This is a genomic window from Limibacter armeniacum, from assembly GCF_036880985.1.
Classification (GTDB): Bacteria; Bacteroidota; Bacteroidia; order Cytophagales; family Flammeovirgaceae; genus Limibacter; species Limibacter armeniacum.
The window spans coordinates 698,183-716,474 of the sequence record NZ_JBAJNO010000009.1; the positions used below are offsets into that span (position 1 = coordinate 698,183).

General features: G+C 41.1%; 15 protein-coding genes. 5 read left to right on the forward strand and 10 right to left on the reverse strand.

Features of this window, described 5'->3' with window-relative positions:
- The first annotated feature begins 23 nt into the window (after positions 1 to 23).
- The 5 genes from V6R21_RS20645 (at position 24) to V6R21_RS20665 (ending at position 5,459) form a co-directional block, all read left to right on the forward strand.
- On the forward strand, positions 24 to 539 hold the full coding sequence (locus V6R21_RS20645) for a DUF2480 family protein (protein WP_408613039.1): 516 nt from the start codon (positions 24 to 26) through the stop codon (positions 537 to 539).
- Between the two features lie 51 nt (positions 540 to 590).
- Complete coding sequence (locus V6R21_RS20650) at positions 591 to 2,174, forward strand: polyamine aminopropyltransferase (protein ID WP_334245452.1); 1,584 nt, start codon at positions 591 to 593, stop codon at positions 2,172 to 2,174.
- 392 nt (positions 2,175 to 2,566) lie between these two features.
- The gene (locus V6R21_RS20655) at positions 2,567 to 2,830 is read left to right on the forward strand and encodes a hypothetical protein (protein WP_334245453.1); all 264 of its coding nucleotides are present in this window, start codon (positions 2,567 to 2,569) and stop codon (positions 2,828 to 2,830) included.
- 188 nt (positions 2,831 to 3,018) lie between these two features.
- Entirely contained in the window at positions 3,019 to 4,671 is a 1,653-nt protein-coding gene (locus V6R21_RS20660; RefSeq protein WP_334245454.1) for a SulP family inorganic anion transporter, read from the forward strand.
- A 143-nt stretch (positions 4,672 to 4,814) separates the two neighbouring features.
- The gene (locus V6R21_RS20665) at positions 4,815 to 5,459 is read left to right on the forward strand and encodes a carbonic anhydrase (protein ID WP_334245455.1); all 645 of its coding nucleotides are present in this window, start codon (positions 4,815 to 4,817) and stop codon (positions 5,457 to 5,459) included.
- A gap of 75 nt (positions 5,460 to 5,534) precedes the next feature.
- Here the strand turns inward: V6R21_RS20665 and V6R21_RS20670 are convergent, their stop codons facing one another.
- The 10 genes from V6R21_RS20670 to rocF form a co-directional block, all read right to left on the reverse strand.
- Positions 5,535 to 6,044: a hypothetical protein gene (locus V6R21_RS20670; protein WP_334245456.1), complete on the reverse strand. Its 510-nt coding sequence runs from the start codon at positions 6,042 to 6,044 to the stop codon at positions 5,535 to 5,537.
- Between the two features lie 54 nt (positions 6,045 to 6,098).
- A complete protein-coding gene (gene ilvA, locus V6R21_RS20675) occupies positions 6,099 to 7,373 on the reverse strand; it encodes a threonine ammonia-lyase IlvA (protein ID WP_334245457.1) in 1,275 nt (424 codons plus the stop codon).
- 189 nt (positions 7,374 to 7,562) lie between these two features.
- Complete coding sequence (gene ilvC, locus V6R21_RS20680; RefSeq protein ID WP_334245458.1) at positions 7,563 to 8,609, reverse strand: ketol-acid reductoisomerase; 1,047 nt, start codon at positions 8,607 to 8,609, stop codon at positions 7,563 to 7,565.
- A 109-nt stretch (positions 8,610 to 8,718) separates the two neighbouring features.
- Positions 8,719 to 9,252, reverse strand: coding sequence for an acetolactate synthase small subunit (gene ilvN / locus V6R21_RS20685; RefSeq protein ID WP_334245459.1), 534 nt, complete (start codon positions 9,250 to 9,252; stop codon positions 8,719 to 8,721).
- 51 nt (positions 9,253 to 9,303) lie between these two features.
- Positions 9,304 to 11,040, reverse strand: a complete 1,737-nt coding sequence (ilvB, locus tag V6R21_RS20690) for a biosynthetic-type acetolactate synthase large subunit (RefSeq protein ID WP_334247590.1) — start codon at positions 11,038 to 11,040, stop codon at positions 9,304 to 9,306.
- A gap of 46 nt (positions 11,041 to 11,086) precedes the next feature.
- Complete coding sequence (gene ilvD / locus V6R21_RS20695) at positions 11,087 to 12,766, reverse strand: dihydroxy-acid dehydratase (RefSeq protein WP_334245460.1); 1,680 nt, start codon at positions 12,764 to 12,766, stop codon at positions 11,087 to 11,089.
- Positions 12,767 to 12,858: 92 nt separating this feature from the next.
- Entirely contained in the window at positions 12,859 to 13,752 is an 894-nt protein-coding gene (ilvE, locus tag V6R21_RS20700) for a branched-chain-amino-acid transaminase (protein WP_334245461.1), read from the reverse strand.
- Between the two features lie 690 nt (positions 13,753 to 14,442).
- Positions 14,443 to 15,711: a DUF819 family protein gene (locus V6R21_RS20705; protein ID WP_334245462.1), complete on the reverse strand. Its 1,269-nt coding sequence runs from the start codon at positions 15,709 to 15,711 to the stop codon at positions 14,443 to 14,445.
- 268 nt (positions 15,712 to 15,979) lie between these two features.
- Positions 15,980 to 16,660, reverse strand: a complete 681-nt coding sequence (gene trhA / locus V6R21_RS20710) for a PAQR family membrane homeostasis protein TrhA (RefSeq protein ID WP_334245463.1) — start codon at positions 16,658 to 16,660, stop codon at positions 15,980 to 15,982.
- Between the two features lie 380 nt (positions 16,661 to 17,040).
- Complete coding sequence (gene rocF, locus V6R21_RS20715) at positions 17,041 to 18,015, reverse strand: arginase (RefSeq protein ID WP_334245464.1); 975 nt, start codon at positions 18,013 to 18,015, stop codon at positions 17,041 to 17,043.
- Between the last annotated feature and the right edge of the window lie 277 nt (positions 18,016 to 18,292).

The following is an 18,292-nucleotide window of genomic DNA, read 5'->3' on the forward strand; positions in this document are numbered from 1 at the left end:
TCAGTTTAAAGCGAATAAATATTATGGATGAAATAATAAACAGAGTAGCCAATAGCCCTTTGATCTCTTTTGACCTTGAAGACTATTACCATCAAGGAGAACGTGTTGTACTTGATATCAAGGATGTGTTGTTTCAAGGTCTAATCCTAAGGGAAAAGGATTTCAGGGATTTCGTAAAGGAACAAGATTGGAGCACCTATGAGGGTAAGAATGTTGCCATTACCTGTTCTGCAGATGCTATTGTCCCTACTTGGGCATACATGCTACTGTCTGTAAAACTGGAGCCTTTTGCGCACCTTGTTGTTTTTGGCAGCTTATCAGACCTTGAAAATGCCCTTTATAGAGAAGCACTTTCCAAAGTAGATCTAGAGCAATTCAGAGACAAGCCAGTTGTTGTCAAAGGCTGTAGTAATGTGGACGTGCCTACATATGCCTATGTTGAAATCAGCAGGCTGTTGAGACCTGTAGCCAAGACCATTATGTACGGGGAGCCTTGCAGTACTGTACCTATTTATAAGCGTCCAAAACAAAAAGTGTAAGCAAACCTACTTTTTAAACATATCAGCAATTACTAAACAAACATTCTTGCCGTGCTGAAATTTTTCACTAAATCAAATACACTGAAGCTGGCTCTTTTTGCCACAGGACTCTCAGGTATTGTAGCAGAATATATTCTATCTACGCTTGCCACCTACTTTTTAGGAAACTCTGTTCTCCAATGGACATTGATTCTTTCCTCCATGCTTTTTGCCATGGGGTTGGGTAGCCGCATCAGTAAACACCTTGAACATCATCTGCTAGAGAAGTTTATCGTCATTGAGTTCACACTCTCCATCTTGGTATCATTCTCTTCAATGGTTGCCTACGGAGCAGCAGCTTATGCCAGTTTCAACGATTCCCTAGCCATATTCTCAATCCCTTTTGAAGGGGTATTGATCTACTCAGTCAGTATCATTATTGGCCTTCTGATTGGTTTGGAAATCCCTTTGGTGACCAGACTTAACGAAGAGTTCGAAACGCTAAGAGTAAACATCTCCGCTGTAATGGAGCAGGATTATTTTGGTAGCTTATTGGGAGGATTGTTCTTTGCATTCGTTGGTTTACCATACCTGGGGCTTACCTATACGCCATTTGTATTAGGTGGTGTCAATTTCTTAGTTGCCATTTTATTGTTTTTCAGACTGAAAGACATTGTTAGCCCACGTTATTCTATTAGACTTAAAGGAGCTGGAGTCTTTGTATTTGCCCTGATAGTAATTGGAGGTGTATTTGCTAAAAGCCTGATCAACTATGGAGAACAGAAACGCTATAAAGACAAAGTCGTTCTCCAAAAACAGACAGCTTATCAAAGACTTGTAGTTACACAATGGAAAGACTTCCACTGGTTTTACATTAACGGTAACCAACAACTAAGCTCTTTTGACGAATGGATGTACCATGAGCCTATGGCACACTCTGTAATGAAGCTACACAAGAATCCTCAAAACATTTTGATTCTGGGTGGTGGTGACGGTTGTTTGGCTCGTGAAATCCTCAAATACCCTTCTGTCAAAAGTATCACCTTGGTGGATCTTGACCCTGTGGTTACAGAATTGGGTAAAACACACTCGATCTTCACCGATATGAATAAAAATTCGCTAAACGACCCAAGGGTAAAAATCATCAATACAGATGCCTTCAATTACATGGAGGATACCAATGAGTTTTTTGATGTGATGATGGTTGACTTCCCTGACCCTAAATCTATCGAACTTGGCAGACTGTTTTCATTTGAAATGTACAAGCAGTGTTACAAGCACCTTAGACCAAACGGTGTGATGATTATTCAGGCGGGTAGCCCATATTATGCCACTAAAGCATTTATGTGTATTGACAAGACTTTGTCTGCGGCTGGATTCAATACCATCAAACTGCACAACCAAGTCCTGACTTTAGGTGAATGGGGATGGGTATTGGGAGCTAAATCAATCCCGAAAGAAGACCTGAAGCCTGCTTTGCAAAACATGACATTTGAAGATATTCCAACCAGGTGGCTTGACCATGATGCCATGTCACTTATCACTTCATTTGGCAAGCCCCTGATTGAGGTTGACTCCACAGAAATTGAAGTCAACACAATTCACAACCCAGTCCTTCCAAGGTATTACCGAAAAGGCAACTGGGACTTATATTAACAATTTATTGTGGCTGTTGTGTATCAAGATGTTCCTTTTCAAGAGTAAATAGTAACGTTTCTGAAATGGAATAATCAAAAGGTACACAACAGCCGTTATTTAGGAGTTACAAATATTTGAAAATGATAAAAACACAACAAAATATTGCGTTTTTTACAGCATTTTCTATCATATTTGTAGAACTGAATAAAAAACAATGATTCTCACTTGGATATGATATACCAAGTGAATAAGGAAGAAAATTTGTCCATTTTTTATTGTTCACTTTCTTCCTGAGGATATTTCTTATTGTGCGCAAATCTATTAAACATATAACCCTAAAGAGCATCAGTAGTATTATGCTTACTGTGTTTCTCTACATTTTTGTGGGAAGCAGTTCATTAGGTTATATTATGGATTACTACAATGATGACCTTTCTGACAAGTGCAAAGCTATCAAAGAGCTTTGTGAAGAAGAATCAGAAAATGAAGCAAAAAAAGCTGAAGGAGAAAAAGAGATAGACAAAGAACAGGATGAGCTTTTTATTCTTACTAATTCACAATTTCTCCTTTCCAATATTGCCAAGATGCTAAAGGTTCAATTTTACCATCAAAGCAACTCCGATCAGGATGTGGTCTATGAAGTCCACTGCCCCCCACCAGAACAGTTGAGCTAATCATTTTAACTTAATCAAGCGTAGCCACTAGTATAGGTTGTGGTTATCAAATTTTTTAACTCTCCTTCATCAGATGAAGTGAGGCGAGTACTGTGTATCCAACTTTTCAAGCATTACACCTTTGTGGAAGCATTGAAATGGTTGAACATAGCTACTTGAGTTTTATCTAAGCTAAAATTTATCTCAACATGACTTCAGATAATTTTTCATTTTCAAACACATGGAAAAATGACTTTATATCAGGTATTGTAGTATTCCTGGTAGCTCTTCCATTGTGTTTGGGTATCGCCCTAGCATCAGGAGCACCTCTTTATTCAGGTATTATTGCCGGTATTGCGGGTGGTATTATTGTAACAACATTTAGTGGCTCGGCACTGGGTGTCAGTGGTCCTGCAGCTGGTTTGGCTGTAATCGTGGCTGACGCTATCGGAAAACTGGGCTACGAACCATTTCTTTTGGCTGTTGTAATCGCTGGTATCCTTCAGGTAATTGCGGGGTACGCCAAAGCTGGTATTGTTGCTCACTACTTTCCTTCAGCCGTAATTAAAGGTATGCTGGCAGGTATAGGTGTGATTATTTTCTTGAAACAAATTCCCCATGCTTTAGGGTATGACCGCTCTTGGGAAGGAGAACTTGAGTTTATTCAGGCTGACGGTCATAATACATTTGAGGAGATCATCTATGCATTTCAATACCACAGCATAGGAGCAGTCGTCATTACAATCATCTCACTGGCCATTATGATCATGTGGGAAAGCAAGTTCATCAAGAAAATCAAATCACTGAGCATGGTTCCAGCTCCTCTGTTGGTTGTATTCCTAGGGGTTGGACTCAATGAGCTTTATAAGTTATACTATCCGGAATGGGCATTGGCTAACGAACCAACCAACACACACTTGGTAAGCTTGCCCGTATCAGAAAGCTTTTCAGAGTTCTTGTCATTCTTTGTATTCCCTGATTTCTCTCAAATCACCAACAAGGAAATTTATATTACAGCAGCTACCATTGCAGTTGTAGCAAGCCTTGAATCACTGTTATCAGCAGAAGCTACTGACAAGCTGGACCCATACAAACGAGTGACTCCAACCAACCAAGAGTTGAGAGCACAAGGTTTCGGTAACATCGCCAGTGGACTAGTGGGTGGTATACCTGTCACTCAAGTAATCGTAAGGTCATCTACCAACGTAATGACAGGTGGTAAAACCAAGTTGGCGTCCTTAATACATGGTATATTGTTGCTGCTTTGCGTTGCCCTGATTCCAGCAATCTTGAACAAAGTTCCTCTAGCCAGCCTTGCAGCCATTCTATTGGTGATCGGTTATAAACTTGCCAAGCCTGCACTTTTCAAAACAATGTTCCGCAATGGCTTGTCGCAATTCATTCCATTTGTAGCTACAGTACTAGGGTTGGTATTTACTGATATGCTAACTGGTATTGGTATCGGTCTAGTAGTTGCAATCTTCAATATTCTGATCAACAACTATAAGATCCCTTACTACTACAAAAAGGAAAAACATCAGGAAGGTGAAAAATTCACGATCAAACTATCCCAAGAGGTTACTTTCTTAAACAAGGCAAGTATTTCCATGATGCTGGAAAACCTTCCTAAGAAAAGTGAGGTTACTATAGACGGTACAGAGTCTGTTATTATTGACCACGACGTCAAGGAGATCATTGAGGACTTTGCAGCACATGCTGACCTGCATAACATCACCCTGAAAATCAAAGGCATTAAAGGGTTGAATGTTCCTCAGCATATGGTCATCAACAACAACCATGAGGATAAGGATGCTTCAGATGAGCAACTAAAGCTCCCTAATATGAGTGAAGGAAGGGCTTAACACTAAATCGTGCTCTTTTCAAAAATCGTTACATTTTTTGAGAATTTTATATTGAGCTTGAACACTCATTAGTATCTTTGATTATGTGACGGAAGTATTTATGCGTTCTATAAATAAAAGTCAAAACTGAAAATTATACTAACATGGCTTCGTACGAAGAATTATTTGAGAATAACCGCAAATGGGTTGAGTCCAAAACAAACAAAGACAAGGACTTCTTTGCTAAAATTGCCAAAGAGCAAAACCCTGACTATCTGTTTATTGGCTGTTCTGACAGCCGTGTCCCTGCCAACGAGATTATGGGACTGGAACCGGGCGACGTTTTCGTTCACAGAAACATCGCTAACATGGTTGTAAATACAGACCTTAATGTAATGTCTGTAATCAACTATGCTGTCAACCACCTAAACGTGAAATATATCATCGTATGTGGTCACTATAACTGTGGTGGTGTAAAAGCTGCTATGGAACCGCAGGACTTGGGAATCCTGAACCCTTGGTTGCGTAATATCCGTGACGTATACCGCTTGCACAAGGACGAACTGAATGCAATTGAAAACACACATGACCGTTACAATCGCCTAGTAGAGTTGAACGTAATTGAGCAGTGTATCAATATCATTAAAACTCCTGAAGTACAAGTGAAATATACACAGGGCAAATTCCCAATCGTTGCAGGATGGGTATTTGACTTAAACAATGGATTACTGAAAGACCTTGATATCAATTTTGAGGAAAGATTGAAAGACATTCAGGCTATCTACAATTTGGTACCTGAAAAGAAGTAAGACTTTAGTCTTCACAAAAAATGAAAGGCAGTCTCGTTCAGGGACTGCCTTTTTTTGGATAATTCTGTAACAAATTCATTGTACAGTTACTTGGTGAGATAATATGGGCAAAGCAATTTCCTTTAACATTATTTGCTCAAGCATGTCTGCCCAAACGCTCATATATCTTACAACATCTTCTTTCCGATTATAAACAAGATTTCTTTCCTCTACTGGAAACTGCTGAATAACCGCAGGATCTGACAATCGCTCCAAATGGTGTAAATCTTCCCGAGTCAAACCAGCATCAAGCATAGTACTAATCAGCAGGTCCATTGGAAGTTTACTTGTTGGACAAAATGCAGCAACCTGATCCGCCCAATCACCCTCTCTTGCCCTTAAGGCATATTCATGGATTTCGGACTTACTCAAGTGTGTAAGTTCTTGAGCTAGGTGCCCACAATTACACATTCCCATATGTCCCCATTGGTAATGCACTGCCTGTTCAATCGCATCAGCAGCACTTCTTATCGCATTTATCAGAGAAAGATTAGGTATTGCCATAGCTGAAAGTATTTGGTGGAACTTACTGTAATCAATTTCCATATATGAAATTGCTTTATCAAGTAAATCCCATTTTCAACTATAATGTTTCAATCACTAAATCAGGAAGTTGAATAAATCAAAACGCTCATTTAAGAGTTCATATTGAATGTTTTTTTCACTCATCCGTTCAGTCAGCTTATTGAAATCTTCAGGAGACTCAACCTCCAATCCAACCAAAGCTGGACCTTTCTCACGGTTAATCTTCTTGGTATATTCAAAATGAACGATATCATCCTTTGGCCCTAATACATTAACCAAAAAGTCTCTCAATGCACCCGCACGCTGTGGAAAACGGATAATAAAGTAGAATTTCAGTCCTTCAAAAAGCAAGGAACGCTCCTTGATCTCCTCCATTCTGACAATATCATTGTTACTGCCACTTACCACACACACAACACGCTTGCCTTTAATCTGGTCTTTGTAATAGTCCAATGCGGAAATTGTCAGTGCTCCTGCCGGCTCCACAACAATTGCTTCCTCATTGTAAAGCTTCAGAATAGTGGAACAAACTTTACCTTCAGGTACACTGATTACATCGTCCAATACTTGGCGACAAATCTCAAATGTCTTCTCCCCTACTCGCTGTACAGCAGCGCCATCCACGAATTTATCAATCTTGGGAAGCGTTACAACCTCCCCTTTTTCAAGCGAAGCTTTCATTCCTGCAGCACCTGCAGGCTCTACTCCTATAATCTTGGTAGCAGGACTGATTTGCTTAAAATAGCTTCCTACTCCCGCCGACAGGCCACCTCCACCGATCGGCACAAACAAATAATCAATGGGCTGACTGGTTTCTTCCAGTATTTCCATCCCGACAGTTCCCTGTCCTTCTATTACTTTTGGATCATCAAATGGGTGAATAAATACGCTATCATTGGCTTTACAATATTCCATGGCAGCATAATAGGCATCATCAAAAGTATCTCCTTTCAACACCACCTCTACCTGATCTTTGCCAAACATCCTGACTTGTTTCACCTTCTGAGAAGGCGTCGGACTTGGCATAAAAATCACTCCCTTAATCCCCATTCGCTGACAAGCATACGCTACTCCTTGCGCATGATTACCTGCACTCGCACATACCACACCTTTGGAACGTTCTTCTCCTAGAGAAGAAATCTTGTTATAAGCACCTCTAATCTTATAAGAACGAACAACCTGCAAATCTTCCCTCTTCAGGAAAATCTCAGAATCGTACTGTTGAGAAAGATTAAAGTTATGGAGCAATGGCGTTTTCGTCACTACATCCCTTAAACGCATTTGCGCCCTTACAACATCTTCTACCGTAGGCAATACAGTGGTATTTTCAGGGTCAATCAATGTATTCATATTGAAAGGAAATTAAATCTGTATCTACACCTACCTATAGGTATAAAAAACTACCTCCCCGTCAAGGGAGGCAGTCTTACCAAACACAACACCATTACTGTGTAGGACAATACACCTATGGTAGATGTATTTTGAAAAAGGCTTTGAGTCTAGCGAAACAGTCTTGTTCCGTATTCCTCTCGCCTATTATTATTTATTTTCAGGTCTCAGCTGACGTACAGCTGCTCCTGCTTGCCACATTTCAGAACTTCTCAACTCTTCCAGCTCAGCTTCCAACTTAATACGGTAATCAGGCTGAGAGTTAGTGTCGATTGAACGTTGTGCTTCTTCACCAGTTGCTACAGACTCGTACAGGTCTTCCACTACAGGACGAACTGCATCTCTGAACTTGTCTTTCCAGTCAAGTGCACCTCTTTGAGCTGTAGTTGAGCAGTTTGCATACATCCAGTCCATACCGTTTTCAGCTACCAATGGCATCAGTGACTGAGTCAGTTCCTCTACAGTCTCGTTGAATGCTTCAGAAGGAGTGTGTCCTTTTTCACGCAATACTGAGTACTGAGCTTCAAACAAACCTTGGATGGCACCCATCAAAGAACCTCTTTCACCTGTCAAGTCAGAGTAAACTTCTTTTTCGAAAGTTGTTTCGAACAGGTAACCAGAACCTACTGCGATACCCAAAGCAATTGTTCTATCTTTCGCTCTACCTGTAGCATCCTGGTGGATTGCATAAGAAGAGTTCAGACCTCTACCTTCCAGGAACAGTCTTCTCAATGAAGTACCTGAACCTTTAGGCGCTACCAGAATTACGTCAATATCTGCAGGAGGAATGATGTTCGTTCTGTCCTTGTAAGTCACACCAAAACCGTGAGAGAAATACAATGCTTTACCAGCAGTCAGGTAAGGCTTGATTTGAGGCCAAACTGCAATCTGTGCTGCATCTGACAGCAGGTAACAGATAATTGTACCTTTCTGTACAGCTTCCTCGATAGGGAAAAGTGTTTCACCTGGTACAAAACCATCCGCTACTGCCTTGTCCCAAGAAGCTGAATTCTGACGCTGACCAACGATTACATTGACGCCATTTTCTTTCATGTTCAGTGCCTGACCTGGGCCCTGTACACCATAACCAATAACTGCTACTGTTTCTTCTTTCAGTACTTCCTGTGCTTTGGACAATGGGAACTCTTCTCTCATGATTACTTCCTCAACTGTTCCGCCGAAATTAATCTTAGCCATAATTCTGTTAGTTTTGAAAAATTTAAAATATGAATGTTCGAATGTTTTTGAGTGCCTAACAGGGGCACAGCACATGGCTGCACCCGTCAGACTCTTATAAGTGGTTACATTAGATACTATTTTCTGCCAAATCCCTCAGCATAGCACTTACTTCCTGTCTTTCTTTTGCCAATGCAATTCTTCCAGAACGGGCAAATTGCATCAGGCCGAACGGTTTCAACTGCTCGTAAAGCTCATGGGTCTCATACTCATGGCCCGTCTTTTCAATCACTAGGAAATCAGGTTGAGCAGCCAAAATGCGAGCATGGCTTTTACGAACGATGTTCTCCACCTCATTGCCCTCGTGCAGGTTGTGAATAGACACTTTGTACAAGGCTATTTCCTGGAAAATGATATCCTGATCCTCATAACAGAAGCACTTGATTACATCCACTTGCTTCTCAATCTGCTTGAGCACCTTAATAGCATTTTCGTGCGAGCTATTAAATACCACTGTGAAGCGGTGTACATTGTCAATTTCAGATGCTGACGTTGTCAGGCTTTCTATATTGATTTTTCGCCGAGTAAAGATCAGTGTAATCCTTGTCAGCAATCCGACTGTATTCTCAGTGAATATTGAAAGGGTGAATCTTTTCTTTTCCATCATTCAAAGGGTTCATCATTGAAGTTTGCTTTTACCGTGGTTCGACCTGACCTACTCAAGTCTTACATTGGAAACAGATTCACCTGTTGGTATCATCGGGAATACGTTCGTTTCCTTCTCTACTACCACCTCAAGCAGGAATGACTCTTCTGAGTTCAGCATCGCTGTCAATCCATCGTGCAGAGACTCCCTGTCACTCACTCTCATGGCTTCTATATCAAAAGCACCGGCAAGCTTCACAAAATCAGGGTTATCCATTTCAGTGAAGGAGTAGCGTCTTTCAAAAAACATTTGCTGCCACTGCCTTACCATACCCAAGAAACTGTTGTTAAGAATCAGAATCTTTACAGGCAACTTCTCCTGCATGATAGTACCCAGTTCCTGAAGTGTCATCTGAAAACCACCGTCTCCGGCAATCATCACGACTTCGCGATCTCTTTTGCCGAACTTGGCACCAATCGCAGCTGGCAAGGCAAAGCCCATAGTACCCAAACCTCCAGAAGTGACATTACTCACCGACTGACGGAATTCATAGTAACGGGTAGTTACCATCTGATGCTGACCAACGTCTGTTACGATTACTGCTTTGCCTTCAGTCATTTCTGAGAGCATTTTCACAACTTCCGCCATTTTTGGCTTCTTCGTATCCGGAGCAAAGTCATTTACATGAACCTTCTCCTCCTCAAGTCGATCACATGCCCTGAATTCTTCAAGCCAAGCATCGTGTGTACGATTTTCCAACTTTGGCAACAAACGTGTCAATGCTTCCTTGGCATCTGCGATAACCGCAACATCTGTCTTCACATTCTTATCAATCTCAGCCGGATCAATTTCAAAGTGAATCACTTTTGCCTGCTTTGCATATCTGCTGAGGTCTCCGGTAACACGGTCATCGAAGCGCATCCCGATGGCAATCAGGACATCACATTCATTGGTTTTGACATTGGGTCCATAATTACCATGCATCCCCAAATATCCCACATACTGTGGATGGTCAGCAGAGACGGCTGAAAGGCCCAACAATGTGCTGGCTACAGGAGCACCTGTCTTCTCCACAAATTCTATAAACTCTTTTTGAGCTTCGGACAGGATTACACCTTGACCAACCAGAATGTATGGTTTCTTTGCCTCATTGATCAATTTGGCAGCTTCTTCCAGTGTTGACTCTTCAGCAGGTTCTACTGGCTTGTAGCTACGTACTTTCTCACATTTCTTATATTCAAAGTCAAACTCTTCAAACTGAGCATTCTTTGTAATATCAATTAGAACAGGACCTGGTCTTCCGCTTTTAGCCAAGTAAAATGCTTTGGCGATTGCCTCTGGAATTTCAGATGCTTTTGTCACCTGATAGTTCCATTTGGTTACAGGCATTGAAATCCCCACCACGTCCGTTTCCTGAAATGCATCCGTACCCAATAGGTGTTTTGCCACCTGTCCAGTGATACATACCAATGGAGTTGAATCAATCATGGCATCAGCAATACCGGTAATTAGGTTTGTAGCTCCCGGACCTGAAGTAGCGATACAGACCCCTACATCATTGGTGACTCTAGCAAAACCTTGTGCCGCATGTACAGCACCTTGTTCATGGCGCACCAATACATGTTTCAGTTGGTCCTGATATTTATAAAGCTCATCATACACAGGCATGATGGCACCACCCGGATAGCCAAACAGTATATCTACTCCTTCTTCAAGCAGTGATAACACTACCGCTTCTGCCCCAGTCACTTTCTTTTTGGTCGGAACCTCGTTGCCTTGGCTTTTGCCTGACAAAGTGTTGGTCATAGTAGCCATAGGATAATGTTTTGAATGTTTAGTTGATTATAAATGACTAAAATTCATCCGTCACGCATCCCTCTGAGGCAGACGAAACGGTTTTGATATATTTATATAGTACCCCCCTACTGAATTTCAGCGGCGGTGCATTCCATTCTTTTCTTCTCTCATCAAGTTCCTCATCACTGACAGCTACATCAATTGTGTTATTGACTGCATCAATAATGATCTTATCGCCATCCTTAATCAGGGCAATGTTGCCGCCTTCTTGTGCTTCAGGTGTAATATGCCCTACCACAAAACCATGAGTACCTCCTGAGAAACGGCCGTCTGTAATCAGTGCTACTTCTTTACCTAATCCAGCACCCATAATTGCTGATGTCGGTTTCAGCATTTCTGGCATACCAGGACCTCCTTTTGGACCAGAGTAACGGATCACAATCACTTGCCCTGCCTTCACTTCACCACTCTGAATACCTTTCATGGCTGCAAATTCATCGTCATAGACCTTTGCATCACCTTCAAATCGTTCTCCCTCTTTTCCTGTGATTTTAGCAACAGAGCCTTCTTTAGCGATATTTCCATAAAGAATCTGGATATGCCCTGAAGGTTTGATTGGCTCACTCAATGGTCTCAGCAAGTCCTGTCCTTCAGCTAGAGACTCCACATCAGCCAAGTTCTCAGCCAATGTTTTACCCGTCACAGTCATACAGTCACCATGCAACAGGCCATCAGCCAACAGCTGTTTCATTACAGCAGGAGTACCACCAATGGCATGTACATCTTCCATCAGGTACTTACCACTTGGCTTCAAGTCAGCAAGGAATGGTGTCTGGTCACTGATTCGCTGGAAGTCTTCCAATGACAGTTCGATATCAGCCGCTTTAGCAATGGCCAGCATGTGCAATACGGCATTGGTAGAACCACCAAGTGCCATAATCACTGTCAAAGCATTTTCAAAAGATTTTTTGGTAAGGATGTCCTTAGGCTTAAGGTCCATCTTGAGTAGGTTATGCATTGCTTCTCCAGCCGCCTCGCATTCTTTTTGCTTATCATCACCTACTGCCGGATTTGATGCACTGTATGGCAAACTAAGTCCCAATGCTTCTATGGCAGAAGCCATTGTATTGGCTGTGTACATACCGCCACAAGCTCCCGCACCTGGACATGAGTTCTGAATAATACCTTTATAGTCTTCATCAGAGATCTTGCCTGCAAACTTTTCACCCAGTGCTTCAAATGCTGACACTATGTTCAGTTTTTTCTTCTTGTAGCAACCAGATGCAATTGTACCTCCATATACCAGAATAGCAGGGCGGTTCAGACGACACATCGCTATCATGGCACCAGGCATGTTTTTATCACATCCCACAACGGATACTAATCCATCATAAAACTGACCTGAAACAACCGCTTCAATAGAGTCTGCAATAATGTCACGAGAAGGGAGAGAGTAATTCATTCCTGTCGTACCATTGGTCATGCCGTCACTCACTCCGATGGTATTAAAAATAAGCCCAATCAGATCAGCTTTGGCAGTTCCTTTCTTCACATAAGTCGACAGGTCATTAAGGTGCATGTTACATGGATTTCCTTCGAATCCAGTACTCACAATTCCTACCTGAGGTTTTTTTAAATCATCTTCACTTAAGCCAATTGCGTATAGCATGGCCTGGGCCGCCGGTTGCGTTGGATCTTGCGTAACCGTGCGGCTATGTTTATTCATATCCGACATACAGAGCAGTGATTAAAAAAAAGTTGGCAATACGGACCACACCAAGCCCGAACTTGCTCAGCAATTACAATAATTTATTAAAAAGCGACTTCTCAGATAATCGAGTAGCCGTCATATTCATTTTGAGTTACGATATGACCATACTTTTCGAAAATGGTATAGCCAATAGTATTCTCCCATTTCTTGCGCATTGGATTGCCATTGATAGAGCGGATTCCTGTAATCTGTGCGGCAGTACCTGCAAAGAAGGCTCCGTCTACTCTATTCAGGTCAGCAGGTCTGAACTTACCCTCAACCACTTCAATGCCCAGACTTTGACTGATTTCCAATACGGTTTGTCTCGTAATACCAGGGAAAATATGACCACACTGAGGTGTGAACAGGCGATTTCCAATTTCGAAGAAGAAGTTAGCACCAGTACCTTCAGCTACATTACCGTCTACGTCCAACATCAAAGCATCGTCAAAACCATTACGTTTTGCTTCAGCCAGTGCCACTGTAGCAGAAGCATAGTTTCCTGCTATTTTGGACTCCACATGACATGACTTAGGACTAGGACGAGAGTATGATGATACTGTCACATCCAAAAGATCTTTTCCTAGGTACTTATCCCATTTCCAAGCAGCTATAAACAGCCCAGATTGTTCAGTTGGGGTAAGTTCAAGATTAGCACCAGCATATACCATTGGGCGGATATATGCATCAGAAAAGTTATTCTCTTCCAAAAGTGCATACGTAATACTCACCAGTTCCTCAACAGAATAAGGTAGTGTCAGGCACATACGCTCTGCTGACTCCTTGAAACGCTTATAGTGCTGATGTGCCTTAAACACATGTGCCCCCAAAGCAGTATCATAAGCTCTCATCGCATCAAAAACACTATTGCCGTAGTGTAAAGACTGACTATACAAGTCTGTGCCTGCATCTTTTGCTTTAATGAATTTTCCGTTATGGAAAACCACCGTTTCTTCATCGAAATACTTCATCGCATTGTGTGTGTTTGGTATTGTGATTCTTGAGTTAATCACCAGTGAAGTCTCGATTTCATAGCTGTGAACACCTAAATTTTAAAACACCATATTTTCACATAGACTCACACTGGTATAAAAAAACGGCCATCGTCATATCTTTTTCGGGTGACAATGGCCGGTATGCTGATAAATAGCAATATATACCCTGCTCACTGCCATCTGTGTAGGACGACGATGAGAATATCAATAATGACTAGGGCGATATTTTGCACTTTTTTCAACACTTTTTTATTTCGTTTGAAACAAATATAAAGCAAGTATTTCAGAAAAAACAAACATAAATGAACTTTTTAAGTAAAAAATATAGACTTAATTCTGCTTCGGAAGAGAATGCAAGTATTTAGATAAATAAAGGGTGATAATTTTAAGAATTTTCAATTACCGAAATATTATTCCACATAAAAAATACTTTAAAAATCGACTTTTACAGAACTTTACATTCGTTAAAAGTTCTTCATCCAAAAGAGTAAAATACCTTTTAAGACCTTACACCATATTTCATTTGAATATGGACTCACACACTCGTAAAATAGGGTAAAAACGCTCCCATTTGGACACAAAAAAAGTCAGCACCCTTGTTTCAGGCACTGACTTTTTTTAAGGCTTACAGAAGCTGTAAAACCATTTATAGGTAAACTTCTTTATTTAAGGTGATACAATCTGCATCAGTTCTGCACAGAATATAGCACCATAAGTTCCCAAGGCATACCCTAACACTGCCAACAAAACTCCAACCGGTGCTAATGATGAATGGAAAGCTGAAGCTACTATAGGCGCTGAAGCGGCACCTCCTACATTCGCTTGGCTTCCTACTGCCAAGAAGAAGAACGGCGCTCTAATAATTTTCGCTACCAATATCAGCAATCCAACGTGAACGGACATCCATACCAAACCAATAGCCAACAACCCTGGGTTGTCTAACGTTTTGGTCACATCCATCTTCATACCGATTGTCGCAACCAGTATGTATATAAATACGCTACCCAATTTAGAAGCACCAGCACCTTCAAGGTCTCTCGCCTTCGTAAATGAAAGCATCAAGCCTATTGTAGTAGAAATTACCACAACCCAGAAGAAACCACTTCCCAATATTGAATCATTCAATGAAGGGTAATTGGCACTTATAAAACCTGTCATTATATCTGAGAACAGGTGAGAGACACCTACAGCACCAAAAGCTACCCCTCCGATCAAGATCATATCCTTCAGTGATGGAATCTTGTTGATACTATTCTGATAAGCTTCCACTTTTTGTTGCAGCTCCTTAATTGATGAAGCATCAGCATTCAGCCATTTATCTATTTTGGCTGACTTACCTACACCAAAAAGCACAATAGCCATCCAAATATTAGCTACAATAATATCTACCGCTACCATCCCTGAATAAAGGTTCTGGTCATATTGGTAAATCTCCAGCATAGCTGCCTGATTGGCTCCACCACCAATCCAGCTACCTGCCAAAGTAGCCAAGCCTCTCCAAACCTCCGCTGGCCCTGCACCAGCAACAGTCTCAGGAGACACAGCTGAAATGAGCATGATGGCAATTGGTCCACCAATCACGATACCTACAGTAGCTGTAAAGAACATGACCAAACTCTTGCCTCCCAATCGCATGATTGCTTTCATGTCAACACTAAGTGTCATCAAAGCCAAACTTGCAGGCAGAAGGTAGTTCTTAGCCATTCCATATAGGTTAGACTTCTCTTCTGAAATAATTCCAGCAGAATTCAGTAAGGATGGTATAAGGTAACACATCAGCAGTGCAGGCACTACTGTGTAAAACATCTTCCAAAATTTATGATTACTGCTTGCCGTATAGAACACAAAAGCAAGCGCAGTCATCAGCAGTCCAAACACTACTGCATCATTGGTGATTAGCGGAGAGCCCGCTGACAATAGAAAGTTCTGATTCATTTTCTGTTAGTTTCCCGTTTATTCCTTCTCCAGTTTGTGGATCAATTGTTCACTTGACTCCTCACTTATTGACCTACTCATTTCAGCCAAAATCTCATACAAGAGGCTAACATATGAAAACATCTTGGTAGAATCAAAAAACAAATATGAATAAGAACAAACACAAGTCATTAAAACAACTGATTTACAAATACATACAGAACCCCTTCTGAAAAACTGGTTTTCGGAAGGGGTTACAGACTCTTAAAGTATATCTGCTTAAGCTACTTCAAAGAATATAATTATAGATCACATAATAAGTCATAAATGTCCCTACCATTGCAAACACATGCCAAACCGTATGATTAAAAGGCAACCTTTCCCAAAGATAAAAGACCATACCCATCATATATAAACACACTGCCAACATCAGATAGTAAGAACCATCCTGTAATGCATCAGAAAGAGCATCTAACTCTAACACCCACAACCACCCCATCAGAATGTAGATACCGAGTGAAACCCAACGTACTCTTTCCCCCATACACATTCTCCAAAGTACACCTCCGATAGCGATACCCCATATCACCCAGAAAAAACTCCATCCTGTCTTTTCTCCAACTCCCAACAACAGAAAAGGAGAATAAGTCCCAGCTATTAACAAGTTTATACCTGCATGATCTAGTGTATCAAGTAAGTTCGTCAACTTATGATCATAATAGGCATGTAAAAATGCTGAAGCTGTAAACACGAAGATCATGCTGCTACCATACAACCAAACACTTGTAACAGCTGCAACATTGGTTTGGTCCACTTTACCGAGCATGACAATCAGCCCCACTACACTTAATAAAGCAGCAAACGCATGTGTCAAGCTGTTTGCTCGCTCTTCAATAGCAGTCCTAAGTCTGACAATTTCATTATCACTTAAATCAACTGTTTTTGTATAACTTCTAGAGGAGGTGTTCATATCTATGAAATGCAAGGTGGAAAAACGATAAAAAGAGGAGGTTTTAAAGGGTGGATTTTATAGAAATGATGCTGTAGTTAAACCTGTTTGTATTTACAAGTCCACATAATTAAGGACAAGCAGCAGACTACCTTTGACGGAAAAGACAAGTTCCCAAGCACTCACATAATAGCGATGCCTTAACTATAAATTAACATGATATTCAAATGACTATCAATCAATAGCAATACAGTACCATAAATCCACTGATTAAGTACTATTAATTTTTCAAATGAAGGGTTGAGATGCCAAGTGGCGAAAGGAGGGGTCAACTAGAAAAAATAAAAACTGCGGTGTCACCAGAGCAAAGGACACCGCAGGTATATATAGGACAATTAACCTCAGACTGTTACCATGTTGTTTTTTCCGAGACGCTTCTCAATAACATTCACGGTTTCTGAAAGAATTCTAAAAGCATTTTCTGCCATTGTATTTTCACGGTCAAGTGTCGGGTTCACTTCTACAATCTCCCAAGCACAAACGCGCTTATCAGCTACCAACAACTTATTCAGTTCCAATGCCTCTTCTACTGTAAGCCCATTCTCTACTGGAGTTCCAGTTCCTTTTGATATACGGGAGTCCATACTATCTACATCAAATGAAACATAAATAATATCACAGTGAGACAATTGCTCCAACGCTTCAGCTGCAATCTGCTTAGTACCTTTTTCTCTTACCTCTTCCGTTTTGAAGTTTCGGATACCATGCTTTCTCATCAAGACATTTTCAGGCCCTTCTGTATCCCTTACGGATATAAAGACAATATCAGAAGCTTCAATCTTTGGCCCTCTTGTCCCAACATTCTTAATAGCATCCCAGTAAGCAGTTGTTTCAGTGTCAGGGTCATTCACTTTGCTTTCCATATTATCCTCATTGCTTACCATTGCCAAAGGCATTCCATGCATATTGCCTGATGGTGTAGTATATGGAGAGTGAAGGTCTGCATGGGCGTCAATCCAAATTACGCCAAGTCGCTTGTCTGGATTTGCTTTCTTAACACCACAGATAGTACCTGCTGCCGTCGAATGGTCTCCTGCCAATACAACAGGGAAATAATCGCTTTCCATTACGGAAGAAGTGGTTTCACAAACGCGCTCAAGCACTTCATGAACCTTGTTGATATATTTTGCATTCGGAAACTTGTTCTTCTTGAAAAGAACAGCGTTAGCGTCCTCTACATTGACAGATTCGTGTTCAGCAAAAAAAGTGGACTTATTGTCCAATGAAGCAACAATCATAGCATCAATCCCCAATGCTGCGCCTCTTGTTCCTGCTGCGATTTCAGATCTTACGGTTACTAGTCTTACATCATTCATCGTTACGAGTGTGTTTTTGTTTTGCGGGTAAGTAATTTTGGTTATAGTTCTTCCTTCCTGCCTAATCGCAAGACTGTCAATACCCTTATAAAATGTACTTGTTACAATTATTTATCTCAGCAGTAAGTATTCCCAAAAAAGGAATCAAAATACGTTTGCTGAATTAGAGTTATTCCTGAACAGGATAATAGAATGGTCTCACTCATCTGAGATGAGCATTACAGTTTGGCACCTTATGAGAAGGCAAGAAGATGTGACGGCTTGAATAGCCTCTTAG

Bases quoted from the DNA above. Each gene is read 5' to 3' on its own strand.
- V6R21_RS20645 (WP_408613039.1), top strand. From the start codon at position 24: ATGGATGAAATAATAAACAGAGTAGCCAATAGCCCTTTGATCTCTTTT.
- V6R21_RS20655 (WP_334245453.1), top strand. From the start codon at position 2,567: ATGGATTACTACAATGATGACCTTTCTGACAAGTGCAAAGCTATCAAA.
- V6R21_RS20660 (WP_334245454.1), top strand. From the start codon at position 3,019: ATGACTTCAGATAATTTTTCATTTTCAAACACATGGAAAAATGACTTT.
- V6R21_RS20665 (WP_334245455.1), top strand. From the start codon at position 4,815: ATGGCTTCGTACGAAGAATTATTTGAGAATAACCGCAAATGGGTTGAG.
- V6R21_RS20670 (WP_334245456.1), bottom strand. From the start codon at position 6,044: ATGGAAATTGATTACAGTAAGTTCCACCAAATACTTTCAGCTATGGCA.
- ilvA (WP_334245457.1), bottom strand. From the start codon at position 7,373: ATGAATACATTGATTGACCCTGAAAATACCACTGTATTGCCTACGGTA.
- ilvC (WP_334245458.1), bottom strand. From the start codon at position 8,609: ATGGCTAAGATTAATTTCGGCGGAACAGTTGAGGAAGTAATCATGAGA.
- ilvN (WP_334245459.1), bottom strand. From the start codon at position 9,252: ATGGAAAAGAAAAGATTCACCCTTTCAATATTCACTGAGAATACAGTC.
- ilvB (WP_334247590.1), bottom strand. From the start codon at position 11,040: ATGACCAACACTTTGTCAGGCAAAAGCCAAGGCAACGAGGTTCCGACC.
- ilvD (WP_334245460.1), bottom strand. From the start codon at position 12,766: ATGTCGGATATGAATAAACATAGCCGCACGGTTACGCAAGATCCAACG.
- ilvE (WP_334245461.1), bottom strand. From the start codon at position 13,752: ATGAAGTATTTCGATGAAGAAACGGTGGTTTTCCATAACGGAAAATTC.
- V6R21_RS20705 (WP_334245462.1), bottom strand. From the start codon at position 15,711: ATGAATCAGAACTTTCTATTGTCAGCGGGCTCTCCGCTAATCACCAAT.
- trhA (WP_334245463.1), bottom strand. From the start codon at position 16,660: ATGAACACCTCCTCTAGAAGTTATACAAAAACAGTTGATTTAAGTGAT.
- rocF (WP_334245464.1), bottom strand. From the start codon at position 18,015: ATGAATGATGTAAGACTAGTAACCGTAAGATCTGAAATCGCAGCAGGA.